Consider the following 22874-nt stretch of genomic DNA (forward strand, 5'->3'; position numbering starts at 1 on the left):
GCGCCTGTCACAGCATGGTCACGAATCACGCCGCGCGGCCGGGGGCGCCCCGCCCGCCCCCGGTACCGCCCGGCGCCCGCGGCCGGTGCCGTCGGGGGCGCCCGGCGGACAAGTCCTCGCACCCGGCCGCGCCTTCGCCGCCCGTGCCCCGCACGCGTGCCCCGCGCACGCCGCCGCACCGGCTCCGGCCGTGACCAGCCCGCTCGTTCGCCCGTCTCCCGCACCTCCGGCACCCGGCCGGGGCTCGTACACGGCCCACGGAAAACGAGTCGGGCACATGGGGCGGAAACCGGCGCAAGTCGGTAAAGAGGACAGCGGGGCCGAATGTGAGGAAGTTCTCCAGCTTCTTCGGCGCGGCCCATTCGGGCGGCCGGTCCTTCCTTTTCCCACCGTGGCGGGGCACAGGGTGTCCGACTACCGTGCCCACGGAAACTCCGCGTGAATCCTTTACGCTGATGCGGCGGCGCGCTCCAGGCCCGAGCGGTGCCCGGAGCGCGTTCCGGTCCCAGCCCGCGGTCCCGTGGTCAGTTCTCGGAACAGGTTGTAAGGATGCCCAAGCTCTCTCTCGTTGTCCCCGTGTACAAGGTGCAGGGCTATCTGCCCGAGTGCCTTGACTCCATACTCGGGCAGGACTGCACGGACTTCGAGATCATCGCGGTCGACGACTGCTCGCCCGACGGGTCAGGGGCCATTCTCGACGAGTACGCGAAACGCGACGACCGGATTCATGTGATTCACCTCACGGAAAACGTGGGGCTGGGTCGCGCGCGCAACGCCGGACTGGAAAAGGCCACCGGCGATTACGTGTTGTTCCTGGACAGTGACGACACGTTGTCGGACGGTGCGTTGTCGGCCATTCGGGACCGGATCGAGGCCACGGGCGATCCCGAGATCCTGATCTTCGACTACGCGCGCACCTACTGGGACGGCCGGGTCCGCCCGAACCTGCGGGCCGACGTGCTCAAGGAGGAGGGCCCGGACACCTTCTCCCTCGCCGAGCGCCCCCAACTGCTCGACCTGCTCCAGATCGTGTGGAACAAGGCCTACCGGCGCGACTTCGTCACCCGCACGGGGCTCACCTTCCCGCCCGGCTACTACGAGGACGCCCCCTGGACGTTCTGCTCGCTGATCAGCACCGAGCGGATCGCCGTGCTGGACCGGGTCTGCGTCTACTACCGGCAGCGGCGCGAGGGCGGCAACATCCTCAAGACGGTCAGCCGCAAGCACTTCGACGTCTTCGACCAGTACCAGCGGGTCTTCGACTACCTCGACGCCCACGAGGAACTCGCCGAGTGGCGCGCCCCGTTGTTCCGCAAGATGGTCGACCACTACCTGACCGTCCTGGAACGCCCGGGCCGCCTGCCGCAGGACGCGCGCGCCGAGTTCTTCCACCGGGCCTCGGCCGACTACCGCGCCCGCGTGCCGAAGGGCTTCACCCGCCCGGGCGGCGGCCGCGGCCACAAGTACGGGATGCTGGAGCGCGACGCCTACACGACCATGGTGAGCGCCCTGGCGGCGGTGAAGCTGCGCCAGCGGGTCAAGTCCCGCACCCGCACCGCGCTCAACCGCTCCAAGCGCGGCGCGATGGGCGCCTTCTACCAGTCCCAGCTCAGGCTGCCGCTGGACGACAACCTGGTGCTGTTCTCCGCCTACTGGAGCCGCAGCGTCTCCTGCAACCCCGCCGCGATCGACGCCGAACTGGCCCGTCTGGCCCCGCACATGCGCCGGGTCTGGGCGGTGCGCGCGGAGAACGCGAGCCGGGTGCCCGAGGGCGTGGACGTCGTCCGGGTGGGCTCACGCGCGTACTGGGCGGCCGTGGCCCGCGCCAAGTACCTCGTGAACAATGTGAACTTCCCGGACTCCGTGGTCAAGCGCGACGGCCAGATCCACGTGCAGACCCACCACGGCACGCCGCTGAAGACGATGGGCCTGGACCAGCAGAAGTACCCGGCCTCCACCGACATGGACTTCGAGAAGCTCCTCGAGCGCTGCGACCGCTGGGACTACAGCGTCAGCGCCAACCAGTTCTCGACCGTGATCTGGGAGCGGGTCTACCCCTGCTCGTACACCACGCTGGAGACCGGCTACCCCCGCAACGACGTCCTCGTCAACGCCGGTTCGCAGGAGGTGCGCGCGGCCCGCGCGGCGCTCGGTCTGGCCGACGGCACCAAGGCCTTCCTGTACATGCCGACGCACCGCGAGTACCAGCCGGGCTTCACGCCGCCCCTGAACCTGTCCGCGTTCGCCCGCGAACTCGGGCCCGACGTGACCCTGCTGGTGCGCGGCCACTACTTCTACGGCAACTCCCCGCACGTCGACGAGCTGCGCCGCACCGGCCGGGTCGTCGACGTCTCCGGGCACGCCCGGGTGGAGGAGCTGTACCTCGCGGCCGACGCCCTGATCACGGACTACTCCTCGGCGATGTTCGACTACGCCGTGCTGGACCGCCCGATCATCAGCTACGTCCCCGACTGGGACGTCTACTCGGCGGTGCGCGGCACCTACTTCGACCTGCTCCAGGAACCGCCCGGCGCGGTGGCCACCACGCAGGCGGAGCTGCTGAAGCTGCTTTCCTCCGGCGCGTACGACAGCCCGGAGACGACGAAGCGCCGGGACACCTTCCGCCGGCGTTTCTGCGAATTCGACGACGGACACGCAGCCGAACGGGTCGTGCGACGCGTCTTCCTCGGTGAAGAGAGCCTGCCGCCCATCGTCCCGTTCGACGAACGCCACCACGCCCCCACCCCCGCCCAGGCGCTCGAACTGGTCGAGCGGGCCTGACCCCGAAAGGAGACCACCAAGCCATGGCCCCTCGGCTCAGTGTCATCGTCCCCATCTACGACGTGGAGCGCTACCTCCCCGCCTGTCTGGACTCGCTCGCGGCACAGACCTTCCGTGACTTCGAGGTCCTGATGGTGGACGACGGTTCGCCCGACAACTCCGCCGCCATCGCCGAGGAGTACGCCGCCCGCGACCCGCGCTTCAAGCTCATACGCAAGGAGAACGGCGGCCTGGGCGCCGCCCGCAACACGGGCATGACGCACCTGGCGCCCGAGTCCGAGTTCCTGACCTTCGTCGACAGCGACGACCTGATACCGCCGGACGCCTACCGGCTCATGGTCGGCAGCCTCGACGAGAGCGGCTCGGACTTCGCCACCGGCAACGTCTACCACCTCAAGGGCGAGAAGTCCTGGCAGGTGCCGCTGATGCGGATGCTGGCCGGCGAGGCCCGGCTGCGCACCCACATATCCCGCTACGGCAAGCTCGTCGCCGACCGCATCGCCTGCAACAAGGTCTTCCGCCGCACCTTCTGGGAGAAGAACGGCTTCGCCTTCCCCGAGGGCCGGCTGTACGAGGACACCCCCGTCACCATGCGGGCCCACTACCTGGCCGAGAGCGTCGACGTCATCTCGGAGCCCTGCTACTACTGGCGCCTGCGGGAGGGCGAGTCCGCCCCGTCGATCACCCAGCGCCGCACGGACCCGGCGGGCGTGCGCGACCGGACCACCTCCGTGATGGAGATCAGCGCCTTCCTCGCCGATCAGCCCGGCGAGACCTACGCCCGCCTCAAGCGCGAGTACGACACCCGTGTCCTCCGCGACGACCTGCGGCTCTTCCTCAACGTGGTCCCGGACGGCGACGAGGAGTACCGGGCCGAGTTCCTGCGGTCGGCCAACCGCTTCCTCGACAGCATCGACCCCAAGGTCGTCATGGACCTCCCGGCCGAACTGCGCGTGCAGTGGCTGCTGGTGCGCAAGCACCAGATGGAGGAGCTGATCGCCCTGCTGGCCGGCCAGCGCCGCAAGGAGACGCCCGAGGTCAGCGGCCTGGTGCGCAAGTACGCCTCCTTCCCCTCCCTGGAGGGCGCGGACCTGCACCTGCCCAAGGGCGCCCTGCGCATCGACCAGCACCTGAACATGCGCGCCCCGCTGCAGGAGGTGAGCTGGTCCGGCGGCAAGCTCGTGCTGTCCGGCAACGCCTGGATCGACAAGATCGACCTGCCGACCCGCAAGGCCTCGGTGAAGGTGCTCCAGCTGCGCAAGGACCGCTCCCGCCGCCGCATCCTGCTGCCGGCCCGCAACCTGCCCCGCCCCGAGGTCACCACCGACTCCGGCCAGGACCGCTACAACTACGAGTGGGCCGGCTGGGAGGTCACCATCGACCCCGCCCGGCTGCGCAAGGGCGGCGAGTGGCAGGAGGCCGTGTGGCACGTGGGCCTGGGCATCTTCGCCTCCGGCCTGGTGCGCCGCCACGCGGTCCACTCCAGCGGCGGCGCGGCCTGCAACTTCCCGCCGTACCACTGGCTGAGCCCGGACTTCCGGATGCTGCCCGCCGTGGAGCGCGGGGCGCTGAAGCTGCGGATCGAGAAGGTCCGCGCCCTGATCACGGGCCGTGAACTGGAGGGCGACCGGATCAAGGTCACCGGTGAGATCCGCGAGCCCCTCGCCGCGGACGAGCAGGTGGTCCTGCGGGTCAAGAACCAGAAGGGCGCCGAGACGCTCGACTACCCCGTCGCCGTGGAGCGCGCGGGCGGCAGGCAGACCTTCTCGGTCGGGGTGCCGGTCGCCGACGTGGCGCTCATCTTCCACGAGGGTGTCGACGAGAAGGCACAGCCGGAGAAGCGGACCTGGTCCACGGTGCTGGTCGCGACCGACGCGCAGGGCAAGGAGCGCCGCTTCGGCACCGTGATGCAGGAGGGCCTGGCCGACGCGGCGTTCCCGCTGCCCGAGTCCCTGGGCACCCAGTCCCACCTGGTGGAGCTGGCCGTCGTGGCGGGCCACACCGGGTACCTGAAGTTCTCCGGCCGCACCCGCCGCGCCGTGATCGACACCGCCGTGGTGCGCGACGGCAGGATGGTCCTCACCGGCCACGCCGACCCGCGGCTGTCCGGCTCCCGTTTCCTGCTCAAGCCCCGCAACCGCTACGAGGAGCGCTTCGTCGAGACCCGGTGGCTCGACGGCGGACGCTTCGAGGTGGCCTTCGACCCCTCCCGTCTCGGCGGCAAGGGCGACCTGCCGCTACGTGCCGGGCGCTGGAACCTCTTCCTGCGGCCCGACGAGGAGGGCGTGCCCGACGTCGCCTTCGTGACCGACCGGCTGGCCTCGGACGCGTTCCCCGTCCAGGCCGAACTGAACGGCCGCCGCTACTGGCTGGAGAACCGCTGGGGCGACTTCCCGCAGCTCAACGCCCGTTCCGAGCTGAGCGACCTGGAGCGCGGCCCGTACCGCCAGAAGGAACTGCGCCGGACGGTGTACGAGCCGCTGTTCCAGCAGCCGCTCAAGGACCAGGTCTTCTACCTGAGCTACAACGGCAAGCAGTTCTCGGACAGCCCGCGCGCGATGTACGAGGAGCTGGTGCGGCGCGGCTCGGACCTCAAGCACCTGTGGGCGGTCCGTGACGGCCAGGTCAACCTGCCGGACGGGATCGAGAAGGTCCGCATGTGGGGCAAGGAGTGGTACGAGGCGCTGGCCTCCAGCCGCTACATCGTCACCAACGCCCACCTTCCCGACTGGATCGTGCGCCGCCCGGGCCAGTCGATCGTGCAGACGTGGCACGGCACGATGCTGAAGAAGATCGGGCACGACATCGACACCCTGCACTTCGACCGGCGCTACCAGGAGAAGCTGGCCCTGGAGGCCAAGCAGTGGAGCCTGCTGGTGTCCTCCAACCGCTTCAGCACCCCCATTTTGAAGCGGGCGTTCTCCTACGACGGCGAGATCCAGGAGGCGGGCTACCCCCGCAACGACTACCTGTACTCGCCCGAGCGGGACGCGATCGCGGCCCGGGTGAAGAAGGCGCTCGGCCTGCCCGAGGGCAAGAAGGTCGTCCTGTACGCGCCGACCTGGCGCGACGACCAGTCGCACAGCGCCGGGCAGTACCTGTTCGACCTCCGCATCGACCTCGAGGACGCCCAGCGCCGCCTCGGCGACGACCACGTGCTGCTGATCCGCCGCCACTCCAACGTGGTGGACGCGGTGCCGGGCGCGGGCAACGGGTTCGTGTGGGACGCCTCGGAGTACCCGGACATCGCCGACCTGTACCTCGCGGCGGACATCATGATCACGGACTACTCGTCGGTGATGTTCGACTACGCGCACCTGAAGCGGCCGATGCTGTTCTTCACCTACGACCTGGAGCACTACCGGGACACGCTGCGCGGGTTCTACTTCGACTTCGAGCAGGACTCCCCCGGTCCGCTGATCGACAACTCCAAGGAACTGGTCGACGCGATCCGGGACATCGACCAGGTGCAGGCGGAGTACCAGGAGCGGTTCGACCGCTTCCACCACCTGTTCTGCGACCTGGACGACGGCAACGCCTCCGCGCGGGTCGTCGACCGGATGATCGAGCAGGCCCGCGAGGGCTGACCCGCCGCCGCGCGGGTGAAAGGGGCGGGCCCCGAGGAACACGATCCTCGGGGCCCGCCCCTTTCGTCCGCGGCCGGTTCAGAGCCGTACGGTCTTCACCGAGAGCTGGCACGCGGCCGTGAAGTAGGGACGCAGCTCGGTGCGCCGGCGGGTGGGCGGCAGCGGGGCGGGCGTCTGGCCCAGCGCCCGGCGGGACTTGCGCACCGCGCGGGTCAGCACGGTCGGCGGGGAGGCCACGGGCTCGCTGAGCACCGGGCGGGGGAAGGTGAACACGTCGATCGGCGCGAGGACGTCGGTCGCGAGCTTGGCCAGCGGCACCCGGGGCGCGTCGGCCGCCGTGCGCAGCGACAGGTCCCAGATGACCTCCTTCTCGTCCTCGTCGGTGTGCGCCCGCACCAGGGCGGCGCAGTCGACGTCCACGGCCACCCAGCCGTCGCCCTCGTCGCGCAGCGGGAAGGTCAGCACCCGCTCCTTGTCCCGCCGGTGCACGGCCTCCACGACGGCGCCCGCGGCGGGCCGCGCACCCCACAGCTCGGCGCGTACGGCGACGGTGCGCTCGTCGACGGCGACCGGTCCGACCTCGGCGTGCACCTCGCGCAGCGCGCTGCGCAGCCGCAGCCCGCCGTCCTCGTGCCGGTGCGGCAGCATCAGCGCCAGGGACGGCCCCTGCTCGCGCGGCAGCCGTACGGCCAGCAGGTCGCGGGTGTCGCAGCCGTAGCCGTCGGTGGTGAGCGCCACCTCCCGCTCCCCCTCGCGGGCGGCCAGCGCCAGCTCCCAGGTGCCGTGCGCGAGACCGGCGTCCCAGGGGACCACGGCGTCGCCCTCGGCGGAGAAGGGGAAGCGGTGCTCCGCGGCACCGGCGCCGCCCTTGCGCAGGACGAGGTCGGCCTGCCCGACGCTCGCCGGCAGCGCTCCCACGGCGACGTGGACCGAGCCCTCCCGGTCCACCCGCGCGGTGGCGTGGCGGGGCAGCTCCTTGCGGGCGAAGGCCTCCTCGATGATGGCCTCGAAGCGCTCGCGGCTGGCCCGCTCGTGGAAGCGCTCGGCGTTGCGGATGCCCGCGGCGCCCATCTTCAGGCGCAGTTCGTCGTCCTGGACCAGGCGCCGGATCGCCCCGGCCATGGCCTCCACGTCACCGCGCGGGACGATCAGCCCGTCCTCGCCGTCGGTGAGGATGTTGCGCGGCCCGTGGTCGGCGTCGGTGGCGACGACGGGCAGTCCGGCGGCCATCGCCTCGACGAGGACGTTGCCGAACGCCTCCCGCTTGGAGGGCAGGACGAAGATCGAGCCCTTGCCGAACTCCGGGGTGACGGGCGAGGTCTGGCCCATCAGCAGGATGCTGTTGGACAGCCCCAGTTCCTCGATGCGGGCCCGCAGCTTCTTCTTCTCGGCGCCGTGGCCGTAGATGCGCAGGGTCCACTCCGGTGCCTCGGCGTGGACCTTGGCGAAGGCCTCGACCAGCAGGGCGTGGTTCTTGTTGTCGGTGAGGTGGCCGGCGGAGACGATCACCTTGTTGGTACCGCTGGAGCGGATCGCGGACGCGGGCACGCAGTTGGGCATCACCGCGAGGCGGTTGCGCACCGCGGGCACCTGCCGGGCGAGGGCCGCGACCTCCTCCGGCGTGAGCGCCGTGAGGGCGTCCAGGTGCCGGTAGGCCGGGAAGAGGCGCTGCTTGATGTCCGTGGCGTAGATGGCGGGCATCGAGTGCTCCTGGGTGACCTTCAGGTAGTCACCGGGCGCCTGTGCCAGCATGATCGTGTTGCGCGGGCTGGAGCTGACCACGACGTCGGCGTCGGTGGTGGCGAGGTACTCCAGCAGCCGCAGCTCCGCGAGCCGGCTCACCACCGGCGTCTTGGCACCGGCGTTGAGCGGGTATATCAGCGGGAACTTGTCGGACAGCGGGTCGTCCACGTCGGAGACCGGGGAGTGCGGCCGCATGTCGGTCAGCGCCCGGACCCTGACCCGCGGGTCCAGCGGGAAGTACGACTCGTCGCGCACCTTGCGCAGCGCGACGATCTCGACGTCGTGCCGCTCGGCCAGGGCCCCGGCGAGGTTCTGCGTGGCGCTGACCACGCCCCCCATGTGGCACAGGTCCCGAACGAGGAATGCGATCTTCACTTTGCGGCTTCTCTCTGCTCCCGGGAGCGGCTGGTCAGGCCGTCCCCCACCCCTGGCCACACACGTGAGGCCACATCATCCTCACAAAGTACACAGGGAATCCGAAGGTCGGATCACAGCGGTGACACACCTCTGTAACCCCGTCGACGGGACAGGGGCGCAAGCGGGGGCGGCCCGGGGGGCGGGAGAGAGCGCCGACCGGCCCTAGAAGGGCTCGAAACCGTCGAACTCCTGCTGGACCTCGTCCCGTTCGGCCTCCCGGTCGCGGCGGCGCTGAGCGGCTGGGCGGGGTGCCTCGAAACGGTGGTCCTCGCCGCGGCGGCCGAGCATCTCGGCGCCGGCCGACATCGACGGCTCCCAGTCGAAGACGACCGCGTTGTCCTCGGGGCCGATGGCGACGCCGTCGCCGCCGCGGGCGCCCGCCTTCAGCAACCGCTCCTCGACACCAAGGCGGTTGAGCCGGTCGGCGAGGTAGCCGACGGCCTCGTCGTTGTTGAAGTCGGTCTGGCGCACCCAGCGTTCGGGCTTCTCGCCGCGCACCCGGAACAGGCCGTCCTCCTCGCGGGTGACGGTGAAGCCGGCGTCGTCCACGGCCTTGGGCCGGATGACGATGCGTGTGGCCTCCTCCTTGGGCCGGGCGGCCCGCGCCTTGGCGACCAGCTCGGCCAGCGCGAAGGACAGCTCCTTGAGGCCCATGTGGGCCACGGCAGAGACCTCGAACACGCGGTAGCCGCGCGCCTCCAGGTCCGGGCGGACCATCTCGGCGAGGTCCTTGCCGTCGGGCACGTCGATCTTGTTGAGGACGACGATCCGGGGCCGGTTGTCCAGGCCGCCGTACTCGCGCAGCTCGGCCTCGATGACGTCCAGGTCGGAGAGCGGGTCGCGCTCGGACTCCAGCGTCGCCGTGTCCAGCACGTGCACCAGCACGCTGCACCGCTCCACGTGCCGCAGGAACTCCAGGCCCAGGCCCTTGCCCTGGCTGGCGCCGGGGATGAGGCCGGGGACGTCGGCCACGGTGTACACGGTCGAACCGGCCGTCACCACGCCCAGGTTGGGGACGAGCGTCGTGAAGGGGTAGTCGGCGATCTTCGGCTTGGCCGCGCTCAGCACCGAGATCAGCGAGGACTTGCCGGCGCTGGGGTAGCCGACCAGCGCCACGTCGGCGACGGTCTTCAGCTCCAGGTGGATGTCCTGGAGGTCGCCGGGCTCGCCGAGCAGCGCGAACCCGGGCGCCTTGCGCCGCGCGGAGGCCAGCGCCGCGTTGCCGAGGCCGCCCCGGCCGCCCTGTGCGGCGACGTAGGAGGTGCCGTGGCCGACCAGGTCGGCGAGCACGTTGCCCGCCTTGTCGAGCACGACGGTGCCGTCGGGCACCGGCAGGACCAGGTCCTGGCCGTCCTTGCCGGACCGGTTGCCGCCCTCGCCGGGCTTGCCGTTGGTGGCCTTGCGGTGCGGGGAGTGGTGGTAGTCGAGGAGCGTGGTCACCGACTGGTCCACGGTGAGGATCACGTCGCCGCCCCGGCCGCCGTTGCCGCCGTCCGGGCCGCCGAGGGGCTTGAACTTCTCACGGTGGACGGAGGCACAGCCGTGGCCTCCGTTACCCGCGGCGACGTGCAGTTCGACGCGGTCCACGAAGGTGGTCATGGGATGTGCCTCCAGTTACTACTCACTGCTACGAGTACTACGAGTTACTGACAAGAGCGTCTCTTGGGTAACACGCGAAAGGCGGACCCGCTTCCCGTGGGGGAAGTGAGGCCCGCCTCGCGAAAGTGTCCGGTCAGGCGACCGGGACGATGTTCACGACCTTGCGGCCACGGTGGGTGCCGAACTGCACCGCACCGGCCTGCAGGGCGAACAGCGTGTCGTCGCCGCCGCGGCCGACACCGGCGCCCGGGTGGAAGTGGGTGCCGCGCTGGCGGACCAGGATTTCACCCGCGTTGACGGCCTGACCGCCGAAGCGCTTCACGCCGAGCCGCTGGGCATTCGAGTCGCGACCGTTCCGGGTGGACGATGCGCCCTTCTTGTGTGCCATGTCTCCTCAGTCCCTTACTTCGCAGCCGCGGGGATCTCAGTGACCTTGATCGCCGTGTACTGCTGGCGGTGGCCCTGACGACGGCGGTAGCCGGTCTTGTTCTTGTAGCGCAGAATGTCGATCTTCTGGCCCTTGTGGTGGTCCACGACCTCGGCCTGGACCTTGATGCCGGCCAGCACCCACGGGTCGCTGGTCACAGCGTCGCCGTCGACGACGAGCAGGGTCGAGAGCTCGACCGTGTCGCCGACCTTGGCGGTGGAAATCTTGTCAACCTCAACGATGTCGCCGACAGCAACCTTGTGCTGGCGACCACCGCTGCGCACGATGGCGTACACGCGGATCTCACTCTCTCGCTCGGGAACGGCACCCCCGCAGTCCAGCCGCCCGGTGACACACGCGCGGCCTCTCCCGGCCGGAGCCCGTGAGGGCACACACCCGGAAGGAAAGAGGTTTACGGGGATGTGACGCGCCAGTCGACACGCCGACGGTCAAGATTACGGGGCCGCACGACGGGGGTCAAACCGGGCCCCCGGGTGTCAACCGGAGACGGCCGCGACGTACTCGGCGTACGCCTCCCCCGCCCGCGCGGGCGACAGGTCGAGGTGCTCCAGGATCGTGTACCGGCCGGGCCGGGTCCGCGGCGCGAACCCCACGGCCCGCACGAACTCCTCGTCGTCGAACCCGATCTCCCGGGCCACCACGGGCAGCCCGTGCCGGCGCAGCGTGTCCGCCATCAGCAGGGAACCCTCCCGGTCGCCGCGCAGGTACGTCGCGAAGGCGGCACCGATGCCGACCTGCTCGCCGTGGCTGGCCGCGCGCCCGGGGTACAGCAGGTCGAGGGCGTGGCTGATCTCGTGGCAGGCACCGGACGAGGGACGGGTGTGCCCGGCGATGGTCATGGCGATGCCGGACAGCACCAGCCCCTCGGTCAGCACGGTGAGGAACCCGTCGTCGCCGCAGCCCCCGGGGTGGCGCAGCACGGCCTGGCCGGCCTGCCGGGCGAGGGCGGCGGCGAGGCCGTCGACCTTCTCGCCGTTGATCCGGTGGGCCAGCTCCCAGTCGGCGACCGCGGAGATGTTGGACACGGCGTCGCCGATCCCGGAGCGCACGAAGCGGATCGGCGCCTCGCGGATCACCGCCAGGTCCACGACGAGCGCGATGGGCGTGGGCACGCCGTACGAGCCGCGCCCCGCGTCGTTGTCGAGGATCGAGACCGGCGAGCAGATGCCGTCGTGGGACAGGTTGGTGGCCACCGCGACCATGGGCAGACCCACGCGGGCCGCGGCGAACTTGGCACAGTCGATGACCTTGCCGCCGCCGAGGCCGACGACCGCGTCGTAGCGCCCCGCCTTCATGCCGTCGGCCAGTCGCACCGCGTCGTCGATCGTGCCGCCGCCCACCTCGAACCAGTCGGCGCCCGGCAGGGACGGCTCCAGCCGCCTGCGCAGCCGCGCCCCCGAACCGTCGCTGACCGCCACGGCCAGCATGCCGGACTGCGAGATCCGCTGGTCCGCGAGGACGCTCGCCAGGTCGTCCAGGGCGCCGTGCCGGACGTCCACGACGAGCGGCGAGGGGATGAGCCTCGTCAGTACCGGCACGTGATCTTCTCTCCTCGCGGGGGCGGGCCTGTCGTTGATGATGCGCCGGGGAGGGCCCGGGGAAACGTGTGGCCCCGTCCGAACGGACGGGGCCACACGTCGTGCTGCGGTGCCGGATCAGCCCTCGTCGGTGGCGGCCGTGACCGAGGACGGTGCCTGCTGGGCGGCCGCCGCGGTCTTCTTCGACGCCGTCTTCTTGGCCGTGGCCTTCTTGGCGGTCGTCGTCTTGGCCGCCTTCTTGGCGGTGGCCTTCTTGGCGGTCGTCGTCTTCTTGGCCGCCGTCTTCTTGGTGGCGGCCTTCTTCGCCGTCGCCTTCTTGGCCGTCTTGCGGGCCGCCGCCTTCTTGGCCGGGGCCGCCTCCTCGCCCTCGGGCTCCGCCTGCGGCGCCTCCTCCGCCGTGGCCGACGGGACGACCACGACGGCCGCCTCCTCGGACGCGGTGGACGTGGTGGGCTTGCGCACCGCGCGGCGCCGCGGACGGGCCGGGGCCGCGCTCTCGGCCGCCTCCGCCGGGGCCGGGGCCTCCGGCGCCTGCTCGGGCTGCGCGGGCTGCTCGGACACCGCGGACGCGGTCTCCGGGACCGTCAGTACGGCGGCCTCGGCGCCCTCGGGCGAACCGGCCGGCGCGGACACCTTGCGGGTGGCCCGGCGGCGCGTACGGCCCTTGGGCGCGGCCTCGTCCGACACGGGCTCCGGGGCCTGCTCCGGGGCGGGGGCGCCGGAGACGGCGTCCTCGACGGCGGCCGGCTCGGCCAGCACCTCGGCGGCGGGCTCGCGCCGCACGGGACGCTCGACCTCCTCGCGCACGGTCACGTCCTGCGCCGTCGGCACCCCGGCGGAGGCGGCCTCGGCCTCCTCGGGCCTCGCCGTCTTCTCCGCCCGGGCCTCCTCGGACTTCGCCGTCCCGGCCTTCGCGGCCCTGGGCGCGCCCGCCGGGGCGGACGCCCGACGGCTCGCGCGACGCCGGCCGCGACCGCGCGTGGCGGCGGCCTCGGCCTCGGCGGCGCTGCTGTACAGCTCCTCGTCCGTGCTGAAGTCGGGCGCCGGGAGGGCGACCGGCTCGGCCACCTCGGCGGCCACCTCGGACTCGGACTCGGTCTCCGCCTCCTGCTCCGCCGTCGGGCCGGTCTCGACCCCGGCGACCGCCTCGTGCTCGTGCGGCTGCTCGGCCCCGGCCCGCGCCCGCTTGCGGCGCTTGCCGCCGCCACCACCGGCCGACGACGGCTGGTCGAGGTGGACGATGACACCGCGGCCGTTGCAGTGGACGCAGGTCTCCGAGAACGACTCCAGCAGGCCCTGGCCGACCCGCTTGCGGGTCATCTGCACCAGCCCCAGCGAGGTCACCTCGGCCACCTGGTGCTTGGTCCGGTCCCGGCCCAGGCACTCCAGCAGGCGCCGCAGCACCAGGTCCCGGTTGGACTCCAGCACCATGTCGATGAAGTCGATGACGATGATGCCGCCGAGGTCGCGCAGCCTCAGCTGGCGCACGATCTCCTCGGCCGCCTCCAGGTTGTTCCTGGTGACCGTCTCCTCGAGGTTGCCGCCCTGACCGGTGAACTTGCCGGTGTTGACGTCGACGACGACCATCGCCTCGGTCCGGTCGATCACCAGCGAACCGCCGCTGGGCAGCCAGACCTTGCGGTCCAGCGCCTTGGCGAGCTGCTCGTCGATCCGGTACGTCGCGAAGACGTCGACCTCGCTCGTCCACCTGGACAGCCGCTCGGCGAGGTCCGGCGCCACGTGGGACACGTAGCCGTGGATGGTCTGCCAGGCCTCGTCGCCGCTGACGACGACCTTGGAGAAGTCCTCGTTGAAGATGTCGCGCACGACCCGGACGGTCATGTCCGGCTCGCCGTACAGCAGCGTGGGCGCGCTGGAGCTGCCGCCCTTCGCCTTCTTCTGGATGTCCTCCCACTGCGCCTGGAGCCGCTCGACGTCGCGGCGCAGCTCGTCCTCGCTGGCGCCCTCGGCGGCGGTGCGCACGATGACGCCCGCGTCCTCGGGGACGATCTTCTTCAGGATCGTCTTGAGGCGGGAGCGCTCGGTGTCGGGCAGCTTGCGGCTGATGCCGGTCATCGAGCCCTCGGGCACGTAGACCAGGTAGCGGCCGGGCAGCGAGACCTGGCTGGTCAGGCGGGCGCCCTTGTGGCCGATCGGGTCCTTGGTGACCTGCACGAGGACCGACTGGCCGGACTTGAGGGCGGACTCGATGCGGCGCGGTCCGCCCGCCATGCCCAGCGCCTCGAAGTTGACCTCACCGGCGTACAGGACGGCGTTGCGGCCCTTGCCGATGTCGATGAAGGCGGCCTCCATCGACGGCAGCACGTTCTGCACCTTGCCGAGGTAGACGTTGCCGACGTACGAGGTGGCCTGCTCCTTGTTGACGTAGTGCTCGACGAGCACCCCGTCCTCCAGGACGCCGATCTGGGTGCGCTCGCCGTGCTGGCGGACGACCATGACGCGTTCGACGGCCTCGCGGCGGGCCAGGAACTCGGCCTCGGTGATGATCGGCACGCGCCGGCGGCCCTGCTCGCGGCCCTCGCGGCGGCGCTGCTTCTTGGCCTCCAGACGGGTCGAGCCCTTGATGGACTGCACCTCGTCGGACGGCTCGCTCTTCTCCCGCGCGGGACGCGGCTCGCGGACCTTGACGACGGTGCGCTCGGGGTCGTCGGCGGAGGTCTCGCCCTCGCCGGAGGCGTCCCCGGCACGGCGGCGACGGCGACGGCGGCGACGGCTGCTGCTGGAGCCACCGCTCTCGCCGGCCTCCTCGCCGCTCTCCTCGGCGGCGTCCTCCTGCGTCTGCTCGGCGGTGTCCTCGGCGTCCTGACCGGCCTGCTCGGCGGCGGTGTGCTCGCTCTCGCCGTCCGCCAGGTCGCCGTCGGCGGCGTCACCCCGGCGGCGGCGACGGCCGCCCCGGCGACGGCGCCGGCGCGAACCGGACTCCTCGTAGCCCTCGGCGTCGTCGTGGTCGTCGCCCGGCTCGTCGGACTCGGCGTCGGCGTCCGCGTCGCTCTCGGCCTCGGGCTCCTCCGGGACGACGGCCGCGGTGGCACGCTCCTCGGCGGCCTCCTCGGCGACGGCGCCCCGGCGCTTGCGGCGACGGCGCGAACCGGCGGTCTCCTCCGCGGGCTGGGCGCTCTCCTCGACCGGCTTCGCCGGCTGGGCACCGGCCGCCTCGGCGGCGGCCTCGGCCGCGGCCCGCTCGGGCGTCTGGAACTGGGGCTCGGCGAACACGGGCGCCTGGAACACGGCGACCGCTGGACGCGAGGGACGCTTGGGCGCGTCGGCCTCGTCGGAGTCGGCGGCGCCCCGCGCCGGGGCGGCGAAACCGGAGGCGGCCTTACGGGTGGAGCGGCGGCGCGCACGGCGCGGGGCGGCGTCCTCACCGGACTCGGCGCTCTCGGCCCGCGCGGCGGGCTCGGCGGCCTTCGCGGGCTCGGGCTCAGGGGCCACCGCGGCCTCGGGCTCGCCCGTTTCGGCGGCGGTCTCGGCGGGGGCGTCGACCGGGGCGGAGACGCTGCGCGTGGCACGGCGCCGGGTCCGGCCCTTGGGAGCGGCACCCTCGGCCTCGGCCGGGGCCTCCTCCGCGGCGGGCGCGGACGTCTCGGCCGGCTCGGCGGCCGAAGTCACGCTGCGCGTGGCCCGGCGCCGGGTGCGCGCCTTGGGAGCGGCGCTCTCGGCGACGGCCTCGGCGGCTTCGGCGGACCGCGCGTCCTCCGCGGGCGCCGGCGTCTCGGCGGCGGACGCCGCGGGCACGACGGTCTCGGCCGTCTCCGCCGGCGCGGCGGCGCCCGCCGGAGCGGAGGCACGCCGCACCGCACGGCGGCGCGGGCGGGCGGGGGCCGCGGGCTCCGGGGCCGGCTCGGGGGCCTCCGCCACCTCGGCGGGGGCGGTCCCGGCCGGGGCCACGGTCTCCGCCGGCGCCTCGGAGGCACCGGCCGGCGGCCCCGCCGGGCGGGACGCGGCCCTGCGCCGACGGCGCGGCGGCAGGGTGTCGCTGGGGGTGTTCGACTCGGTGTCCGTCGAGCTGGTCGCGGACCCGGTGGGTTCGGTCGGTTCGAGCATGCGGGGGTTTCTCCCGTCAGGCTCCCGGGCGCCGCGCCTGGTCCGGCATCGATCAGGTCGACCGCCGGTGACGTCCGCGGCTCGCGCGGTGCGCGATCGCCGCCGTCCGGGGCGCGGGCGCCGCTCGGAAGCTCTCCGTGTCTTGTCTCGCCGGTTCCGTACCCCTTGTCGTGCACGGCCTGGCGAAAGTCTTGTGGTCGGTGCGCTGCCCGACCCAGGTGGCTCCCGAGTTCGAGGGCGGCGCTACGACGTCCGTCCCTACGCGGAACCTTCCTTACGCCGGCGCCTTCGCGGCGGCGGAAGCGGCGGCCGGTTGCGGCTCGGGCGCTTTCGCCTCGCGGTCGGGCGCGAGCGGGTCGGTCACCGCACCGGTCTCTTCATCGAACAGCCCCTGCGCCAGCCTGGTCACCGCTGCGGGGACCGGCGGCGCCAGGTCGGCCACGGCGCGAAGACCGGACAGGACGTCGTCGGGTCGTACGGCAGGCGTCACGTGCCGAACAACCAGCCGCAGTATCGCACAGGGCCGGTCGGTCGGCCTATCAGCCGGTGAACCGTGCGTGGTGAGGCTCTCGAGGTGCGCGACGGCGGAACGGGTGTCGAAGGTCCGCACGCCGTTCTTGGTCCGGCGCTGGACCTCCACCGTCGGAGCCGCGTTGAAGGCCGCGACGGCGGCCTCGGCCTCGGCGGGCCGCACGCCCTCCAGCCGCAGCTCCCACACGGAGGCCGTCAGCCGGTCGGCGAGCCCGGAGGTCCGGGCCTCGACCGCGTCGACGACGTCGAGCCCGGCGGGCAGCGACTCGTCGAGGAGCAGCCTGAGCCGCTCCGGGTCGCGCGCCTCGGTGAGCGCGATCTCCAGGTACTCCGCCTCACTGCCCGTGCCGGTGGGTGCGGCATTGGCGTACGACACCTTCGGGTGCGGCGTGAACCCCGCCGAGTACGCCATGGGCACCTCGGCGCGGCGCAGCGCACGCTCGAAGGCGCGCTGGAAGTCACGGTGGCTGGTGAACCGGAGGCGGCCGCGCTTGGTGTAACGCAGTCGAATGCGCTGCACCGCGGGAACGGGCGGCGGGCCTACGGGCTGTCGCTTGCCCAGTGTCGTTCAGTCCTTCGTGAGAGCGGTCGTACTTCTACCAAGGGTACGTGCCTCGGCGGCGGATGGTTCCCGCCTACTTGACCACGGTCAGCGGCAGCAGCTTCTTGCCGGTCGGGCCCACCTGGATCTCGGTGTCCATGGCCGGGCACACCCCGCAGTCGAAGCACGGCGTCCAGCGGCAGTCGTCGACCTCGGTCTCGTCGAGGGCGTCCTGCCAGTCCTCCCAGAGCCATTCCTTGTCGAGGCCGGAGTCCAGGTGGTCCCAGGGCAGGACCTCCTCGTAGCCGCGCTCGCGGGTGGTGTACCAGTCGACGTCGACGCCGGTGGGCTCCAGGGCCTTGTCGGCGCAGGCCATCCAGCGGTCGTAGGAGAAGTGCTCGCGCCAGCCGTCGAAGCGGCCGCCGTCGTCGTAGACGGCGCGGATGACGGCACCGAGGCGGCGGTCGCCGCGGGAGAGGAGGCCCTCGACGATGCCGGGCTTGCCGTCGTGGTAGCGGAACCCGATGGAGCGGCCGTACTTCTTGTCGCCGCGGATCTTGTCGCGGAGCTTCTGGAGGCGGGCGTCGGTCTCCTCGGCGGAGAGCTGCGGGGCCCACTGGAAGGGGGTGTGGGGCTTGGGGACGAAGCCGCCGATGGAGACGGTGCAGCGGATGTCGCCGGAGCCGGAGACCTCGCGGCCCTTGGCGATCACGCGGGTCGCCATGTCGGCGATCTGGAGGACGTCGTCGTCGGTCTCGGTGGGCAGGCCGCACATGAAGTACAGCTTCACCTGGCGCCAGCCGTTGCCGTAGGCCGTCGCGACGGTCCGGATGAGGTCCTCCTCCGAGACCATCTTGTTGATGACCTTGCGGATGCGCTCGGAGCCGCCCTCGGGGGCGAAGGTGAGGCCGGAGCGGCGCCCGTTGCGGGTCAGCTCGTTGGCCAGGTCGATGTTGAAGGCGTCGACGCGGGTGGAGGGCAGGGACAGGCCGACCTTGTCCTCCTCGTAACGGTCGGCGAGGCCCTTGGCGATGTCGGCGATCTCCGTGTGGTCGGCGGAGGAGAGGGAGAGCAGGCCGACCTCCTCGAAGCCGGTCGCCTTGAGACCCTTGTCGACCATCTCGCCGATGCCGGTGATGGAACGCTCGCGCACCGGCCGGGTGATCATGCCGGCCTGGCAGAAGCGGCAGCCGCGGGTGCAGCCGCGGAAGATCTCCACGGACATGCGCTCGTGGACGGTCTCGGCGAGCGGCACGAGCGGCTGCTTGGGGTAGGGCCACTCGTCCAGGTCCATGACGGTGTGCTTGCTGACCCGCCACGGGACGCCGGAGCGGTTGGGGACGACGCGGGCGATACGGCCGTCGGGGAGGTACTCCACGTCGTAGAAGCCGGGGACGTAGACGCCGCCGGTCCTGGCGAGGCGGAGGAGGAGTTCCTCGCGGCCTCCCGGGCGGCCCTCGGCCTTCCAGGCGCGGATGATCGCCGTGACCTCCAGGACGGCCTGCTCGCCGTCGCCGATGACCGCGCAGTCGATGAAGTCGGCGATCGGCTCCGGGTTGAAGGCCGCGTGGCCGCCGGCCAGGACGACCGGGTCGTCGATGCCGCGGTCCTTCGCCTCCAGCGGGATGCCCGCCAGGTCCAGGGCGGTGAGCATGTTGGTGTAGCCCAGCTCCGTGGAGAAGGAGAGGCCGAAGACGTCGAAGGCGCCGACCGGTCGGTGGCTGTCGACCGTGAACTGCGGGACGGAGTGCTCCCGCATCAGCTCCTCGAGGTCCGGCCAGACGCTGTAGGTGCGCTCGGCGAGGACGCCCTGCTGCTCGTTGAGTACCTCGTAGAGGATCATGACGCCCTGGTTGGGCAGGCCGACCTCGTAGGCGTCGGGGTACATCAGGGCCCAGCGGACGTCGCAGGATTCCCAGTCCTTGACCGTGGAGTTGAGCTCTCCGCCGACGTACTGGATCGGCTTCTGCACATGCGGCAGCAGGGCTTCGAGCTGCGGAAACACGGACTCGGCGGCCTGGGTGGCTTCGGCAGACATCTCACGGGACCTTCGTGTGCTGACAAGGGGGACCATCCAGCCTAACCCGGCCGGACCCGTCCCCCTGACCCCTCACCCCTCCGGTGCCGTGCTACGCCGACATCGGTCTCTGCACGGCGATCGACTGGAGCAGGCCGACCGCCATCCACACGGCGAACATGGAGGAGCCGCCGTAGGAGACGAAGGGCAGCGGGAGGCCGGTGACCGGCATGATGCCCAGCGTCATGCCGACGTTCTCGAAGGACTGGAAGGCGAACCACGCCACGATCCCGGCGGCGACGACCGTGCCGTACAGGTCGGGGGTGCCGCGGGCGATGCGGCAGGCGCGCCACAGGACCACGCCGAGCAGGGCGATGATGAGGCCCGCGCCGAGGAAGCCCAGTTCCTCGCCGGCGACGGTGAAGACGAAGTCGGTCTGCTGCTCGGGCACGAACCGGCCGGTGGTCTGCGAACCGTGGAAGAGGCCGGAGCCGGTGAGCCCGCCGGAACCGATGGCGATGCGGGCCTGGTTGGTGTTGTAACCGACGCCCGCGGGATCGAGGGCCGGGTTGGCGAACGCGGCGAAGCGGGCGATCTGGTAGTCGTCCAGGATGCCGAGCTGCCACACGGCGAGCGCCCCGGCGGTGCCGGCGCCGAGCAGCCCGAAGATCCAGCGGTTGCTGGCGCCGGAGGCGAGCAGGATGCCGAGCACGATGATGACCATGACCATGACCGACCCGAGGTCGGGCATGAGCATCACGATGAGCATCGGCACGGTGGCCAGGCCCAGCGCCTGGAGCACGGTGCGGTGGTCGGGGTGCGGCCGGTCCCCCGCGTCGACGCGGGCGGCCAGCAGCATCGCCATGCCCAGGATGATCGTGATCTTCACGAACTCCGAGGGCTGCAGGGAGAAGCCGCCGGGGAGCTTGATCCAGGAGTGGGCGCCGTTGATGGTCGAGCCGAGCGGGGTGAGCACCAGCAGGATCAGGAAGACGGACGCGCCGTAGAGGACCGGCACGGCGGTGCGCAGCGCGCGGTGGCCGAGCCAGACGGTGGCGACCATCAGGGCGATCCCGATGCCGGTGTTCAGCAGGTGCCGGGTGAGGAAGTAGTACGGGTCGCCCTGGTTGAGTTCGGTGCGGTTGCGGGTGGCGGAGTAGACGAGCAGCGAGCCCATCAGCGACAGGGCCACCGCGGCCAGCAGTATCGGCCAGTCGAGCCGCCGGGCCAGGGAGTCCCGGGCGAGGAGGCGGGTCCAGCCGGCCTTCGCGGGGCCGTATCCGGAGACCTGGAAGCTGTTGCCGGTCATGCGCGTGCCCTCCGGCTTCTTCCGACGCCGCCGCGCCGGGCGCCGCCCCGGGCACCGCCTCGCCGTCGGTGGCGGCGGGTGTCGCGGTTCTCCCCGGTCGGGTTGGGGGTGGTCGCCGGCTGGTTGCCCTCCTCGACGGGGGCGTACTCCTCGTCGGGGGAGGCCTTCTCGTCGGGCTGGAGTTCCTTGACGACGTCCTTGGGCATCTTCGGGGAGAGGATGGTCCCGTCCGTCTTGATCTTCGGGAGGCCCGCCTGCGGCTTGGGCAGCAGGGCCTTCTTCGGATCGATGTCGCCGTCGTCGGAGACGCCGTACAGCGCGTCGTAGATGTTGCGGACGGCCGGGCCCGAGGCGCCGGAGCCGGTGCCGCCCTGGGAGATCGTCATGACGATCGAGTAGTCCTTGGTGTACGTCGCGAACCAGGACGTGGTCTGCTTGCCGTAGACCTCGGCGGTACCGGTCTTGGCGTGCATCGGGATCTTCTCCTGCGGCCAGCCGACCTGGGCGAACCGCCAGGCGGCGGTGCCCCGGCTGGCGACGCCGGCGAGGGCCTCGTCCATCTTGGCCCGGGTGGCCTTGCTTATGGGCAGCCTGCCGTGCGAGGTGGGCTTGATCTCCTGGACCTGCTTGCCGTCGGGGCTGACGACGGCCTTGCCGATGGTCGGGTCGTAGAGGGTGCCGCCGTTGGAGATGGCCGAGTAGATGGTGGCCATCTGGATGGGGGTGACGAGGGTGTCGCCCTGGCCGATGGAGTAGTTGATGGAGTCACCGGCGCGCATCTTGTTGCCCTCGAGGCAGTTCTCGTACGCGATCTTCTCGACGTAGGAGCCGTCCTTCTTGCCGGACTTGCACCAGGCGTCCTTGTTGGCCTCCCAGTAGTCCTGCTTCCACTGGCGGTCGGGGACGCGGCCGGTGACCTCGTTCGGGAGGTCGACGCCGGTCTTGGCGCCGAGGCCGAACTGGTGGGCGGCCTTGTAGAAGTAGTCGTGGGGGTTCTTCGGGTTCATCCCGCCGTCCTTCTTCCACTCCTGGTGGGACAGGCGGTAGAAGACGGTGTCGCAGGAGAGTTCCAGGGCGCGGCCGATGGTGATCATGCCTTCGTTGGCCGACTCGAAGTTCTTGAAGACCTGGCCGCCGACGTCGTAGGCGCTGGAGCAGTCGTAGTTGCCGTCGAAGTCGTAGCCGGCCTCGACCGCGGCGGCCGAGGAGACCACCTTGAAGATGGAGCCGGGGGCCGCCTGGCCCTGGATGGCGCGGTTGAGCAGCGGGTAGTTGGAGTCCTTGCCGGTGAGCTTCTTGTAGTCCTTGGCGGAGATGCCGCCCACCCAGGCGTTGGGGTCGTAGTCGGGGTTGGAGGCCATGGCGACGACCCGGCCGGTCTTGGCCTCCATCACCACAACCGCGCCGGAGTCGGCCTCGTAGGTCCGGTTGGTGTTGCGGTCCATCTCCTTGCGGGCGGCCTTCATCGCCTCGTTCAGCTCGTACTCGGCGACGCGCTGGACGCGGGCGTCGATGCTGGTGACGAGGTTGGCGCCGGGGGTGCCGGGGTCGGACTCGGCCTCGCCGATGACGCGGCCGAGGTTGTCGACCTCGTAGCGGGTGACGCCCGCCTTGCCGCGCAGTGCCTTGTCGTACTGCCGCTCCAGGCCGGAGCGGCCGACCTGGTCGGAGCGCAGGTAGGGCGAGTCGGTGTCCTCGGCCTTCTTCAGCTCCTCGTCGGTGACCGGCGAGAGGTAGCCGAGCACCTGGGCGGTGTTGGAGCCGCCGGGCGCGGCGTAGCGGCGTACGGCCATGGGTTCGGCGGTGATGCCGGGGAAGTCCTCGGCGCGCTCGCGGATCTGCAGGGCCTGCTTGGCGGTGGCCTCGTCGGTGACGGGGATCGGCTGGTAGGGCGAACCGTTCCAGCAGGGCTGGGGGGTCTTCGCGTCGCAGAGCCGGACCTTGTCGATGACGTCCTGGGGCTTCATGCCGAGGACACCGGCGAGCTTGGTGAGGACGGCCTTGCCGTCGTCCTTCATCTTCAGCAGCTCGGTGCGGGAGGCGGAGACGACGAGCCGGGTCTCGTTGTCGGCGAGGGGGACGCCGCGGGCGTCCAGGATCGAGCCGCGGGTGGCGGGCTGGACGACCTGCTGGACGTGGTTGCCGGAGGCCTCGGCGGCGTACTCGTCGCCCTGGCGGATCTGGAGGTACCAGAGGCGGCCGCCGAGGGTGGCGAGGAGGGAGAGGACGAGGATCTGGATGACGACGAGCCGGGTCTGGACGCGGGTGCTGCGGCCGGTCTCCGGGATGTTAGTCATG

12 protein-coding genes are annotated in these 22874 nt (G+C 71.6%); 2 read left to right on the forward strand and 10 right to left on the reverse strand.

The genetic code is table 11. The features are described from left to right. Positions 1-549 precede the first annotated feature (549 nt). Positions 550-2781, forward strand: a complete 2232-nt coding sequence (locus tag Sdi02f_RS23760; protein ID WP_108933983.1) for a bifunctional glycosyltransferase/CDP-glycerol:glycerophosphate glycerophosphotransferase — start codon at positions 550-552, stop codon at positions 2779-2781. A 23-nt stretch (positions 2782-2804) separates the two neighbouring features. After that, a complete protein-coding gene (locus Sdi02f_RS23765) occupies positions 2805-6368 on the forward strand; it encodes a bifunctional glycosyltransferase/CDP-glycerol:glycerophosphate glycerophosphotransferase (protein WP_031081726.1) in 3564 nt (1187 codons plus the stop codon). A 78-nt stretch (positions 6369-6446) separates the two neighbouring features. On the opposite strand, the gene Sdi02f_RS23770 is transcribed toward Sdi02f_RS23765, so the two are convergent. The 10 genes from Sdi02f_RS23770 to mrdA form a co-directional block, all read right to left on the reverse strand. After that, positions 6447-8486, reverse strand: coding sequence for a glycosyltransferase family 4 protein (locus Sdi02f_RS23770; RefSeq protein WP_063839805.1), 2040 nt, complete (start codon positions 8484-8486; stop codon positions 6447-6449). 204 nt (positions 8487-8690) lie between these two features. After that, positions 8691-10127, reverse strand: coding sequence for a GTPase ObgE (gene obgE / locus Sdi02f_RS23775; protein WP_030399917.1), 1437 nt, complete (start codon positions 10125-10127; stop codon positions 8691-8693). 133 nt (positions 10128-10260) lie between these two features. Beyond that, positions 10261-10515 carry a 50S ribosomal protein L27 gene (rpmA, locus tag Sdi02f_RS23780; RefSeq protein WP_003976205.1) on the reverse strand — a complete coding sequence of 85 codons (255 nt, stop codon included), beginning with the start codon at positions 10513-10515 and terminating at the stop codon, positions 10261-10263. Between the two features lie 14 nt (positions 10516-10529). Then, positions 10530-10850, reverse strand: coding sequence for a 50S ribosomal protein L21 (rplU, locus tag Sdi02f_RS23785; RefSeq protein ID WP_004931419.1), 321 nt, complete (start codon positions 10848-10850; stop codon positions 10530-10532). 201 nt (positions 10851-11051) lie between these two features. Next, positions 11052-12113 (reverse strand): iron-containing alcohol dehydrogenase family protein, encoded by a 1062-nt coding sequence (locus tag Sdi02f_RS23790; protein WP_030399918.1) that lies wholly within the window; start codon positions 12111-12113, stop codon positions 11052-11054. 117 nt (positions 12114-12230) lie between these two features. After that, a complete protein-coding gene (locus tag Sdi02f_RS23795) occupies positions 12231-16178 on the reverse strand; it encodes an Rne/Rng family ribonuclease (protein WP_108933984.1) in 3948 nt (1315 codons plus the stop codon). Positions 16179-16452: 274 nt separating this feature from the next. Then, entirely contained in the window at positions 16453-17229 is a 777-nt protein-coding gene (locus Sdi02f_RS23800) for a TIGR03936 family radical SAM-associated protein (protein WP_108933985.1), read from the reverse strand. Positions 17230-17344: 115 nt separating this feature from the next. Then, positions 17345-19288, reverse strand: a complete 1944-nt coding sequence (locus tag Sdi02f_RS23805; protein WP_030399921.1) for a TIGR03960 family B12-binding radical SAM protein — start codon at positions 19286-19288, stop codon at positions 17345-17347. 91 nt (positions 19289-19379) lie between these two features. Then, entirely contained in the window at positions 19380-20576 is a 1197-nt protein-coding gene (gene rodA, locus Sdi02f_RS23810; protein WP_030399922.1) for a rod shape-determining protein RodA, read from the reverse strand. Then, positions 20573-22873: a penicillin-binding protein 2 gene (gene mrdA / locus Sdi02f_RS23815; protein WP_031081735.1), complete on the reverse strand. Its 2301-nt coding sequence runs from the start codon at positions 22871-22873 to the stop codon at positions 20573-20575. The genes rodA and mrdA overlap by 4 nt, the downstream gene beginning before the upstream one ends. Position 22874: the final 1 nt, after the last annotated feature.

Origin of the sequence: Streptomyces ardesiacus (assembly GCF_003112575.1) — a bacterium.
GTDB classification, from domain to species: Bacteria; Actinomycetota; Actinomycetes; order Streptomycetales; family Streptomycetaceae; genus Streptomyces; species Streptomyces ardesiacus.

Excerpts from the sequence above, each read along its gene's own strand:
- mrdA (WP_031081735.1), bottom strand. The coding sequence starts at position 22,873 with ATGACTAACATCCCGGAGACCGGCCGCAGCACCCGCGTCCAGACCCGG.
- Sdi02f_RS23765 (WP_031081726.1), top strand. The coding sequence starts at position 2,805 with ATGGCCCCTCGGCTCAGTGTCATCGTCCCCATCTACGACGTGGAGCGC.
- Sdi02f_RS23795 (WP_108933984.1), bottom strand. The coding sequence starts at position 16,178 with ATGCTCGAACCGACCGAACCCACCGGGTCCGCGACCAGCTCGACGGAC.
- Sdi02f_RS23805 (WP_030399921.1), bottom strand. The coding sequence starts at position 19,288 with ATGTCTGCCGAAGCCACCCAGGCCGCCGAGTCCGTGTTTCCGCAGCTC.
- rodA (WP_030399922.1), bottom strand. The coding sequence starts at position 20,576 with ATGACCGGCAACAGCTTCCAGGTCTCCGGATACGGCCCCGCGAAGGCC.
- Sdi02f_RS23760 (WP_108933983.1), top strand. The coding sequence starts at position 550 with ATGCCCAAGCTCTCTCTCGTTGTCCCCGTGTACAAGGTGCAGGGCTAT.
- obgE (WP_030399917.1), bottom strand. The coding sequence starts at position 10,127 with ATGACCACCTTCGTGGACCGCGTCGAACTGCACGTCGCCGCGGGTAAC.
- rpmA (WP_003976205.1), bottom strand. The coding sequence starts at position 10,515 with ATGGCACACAAGAAGGGCGCATCGTCCACCCGGAACGGTCGCGACTCG.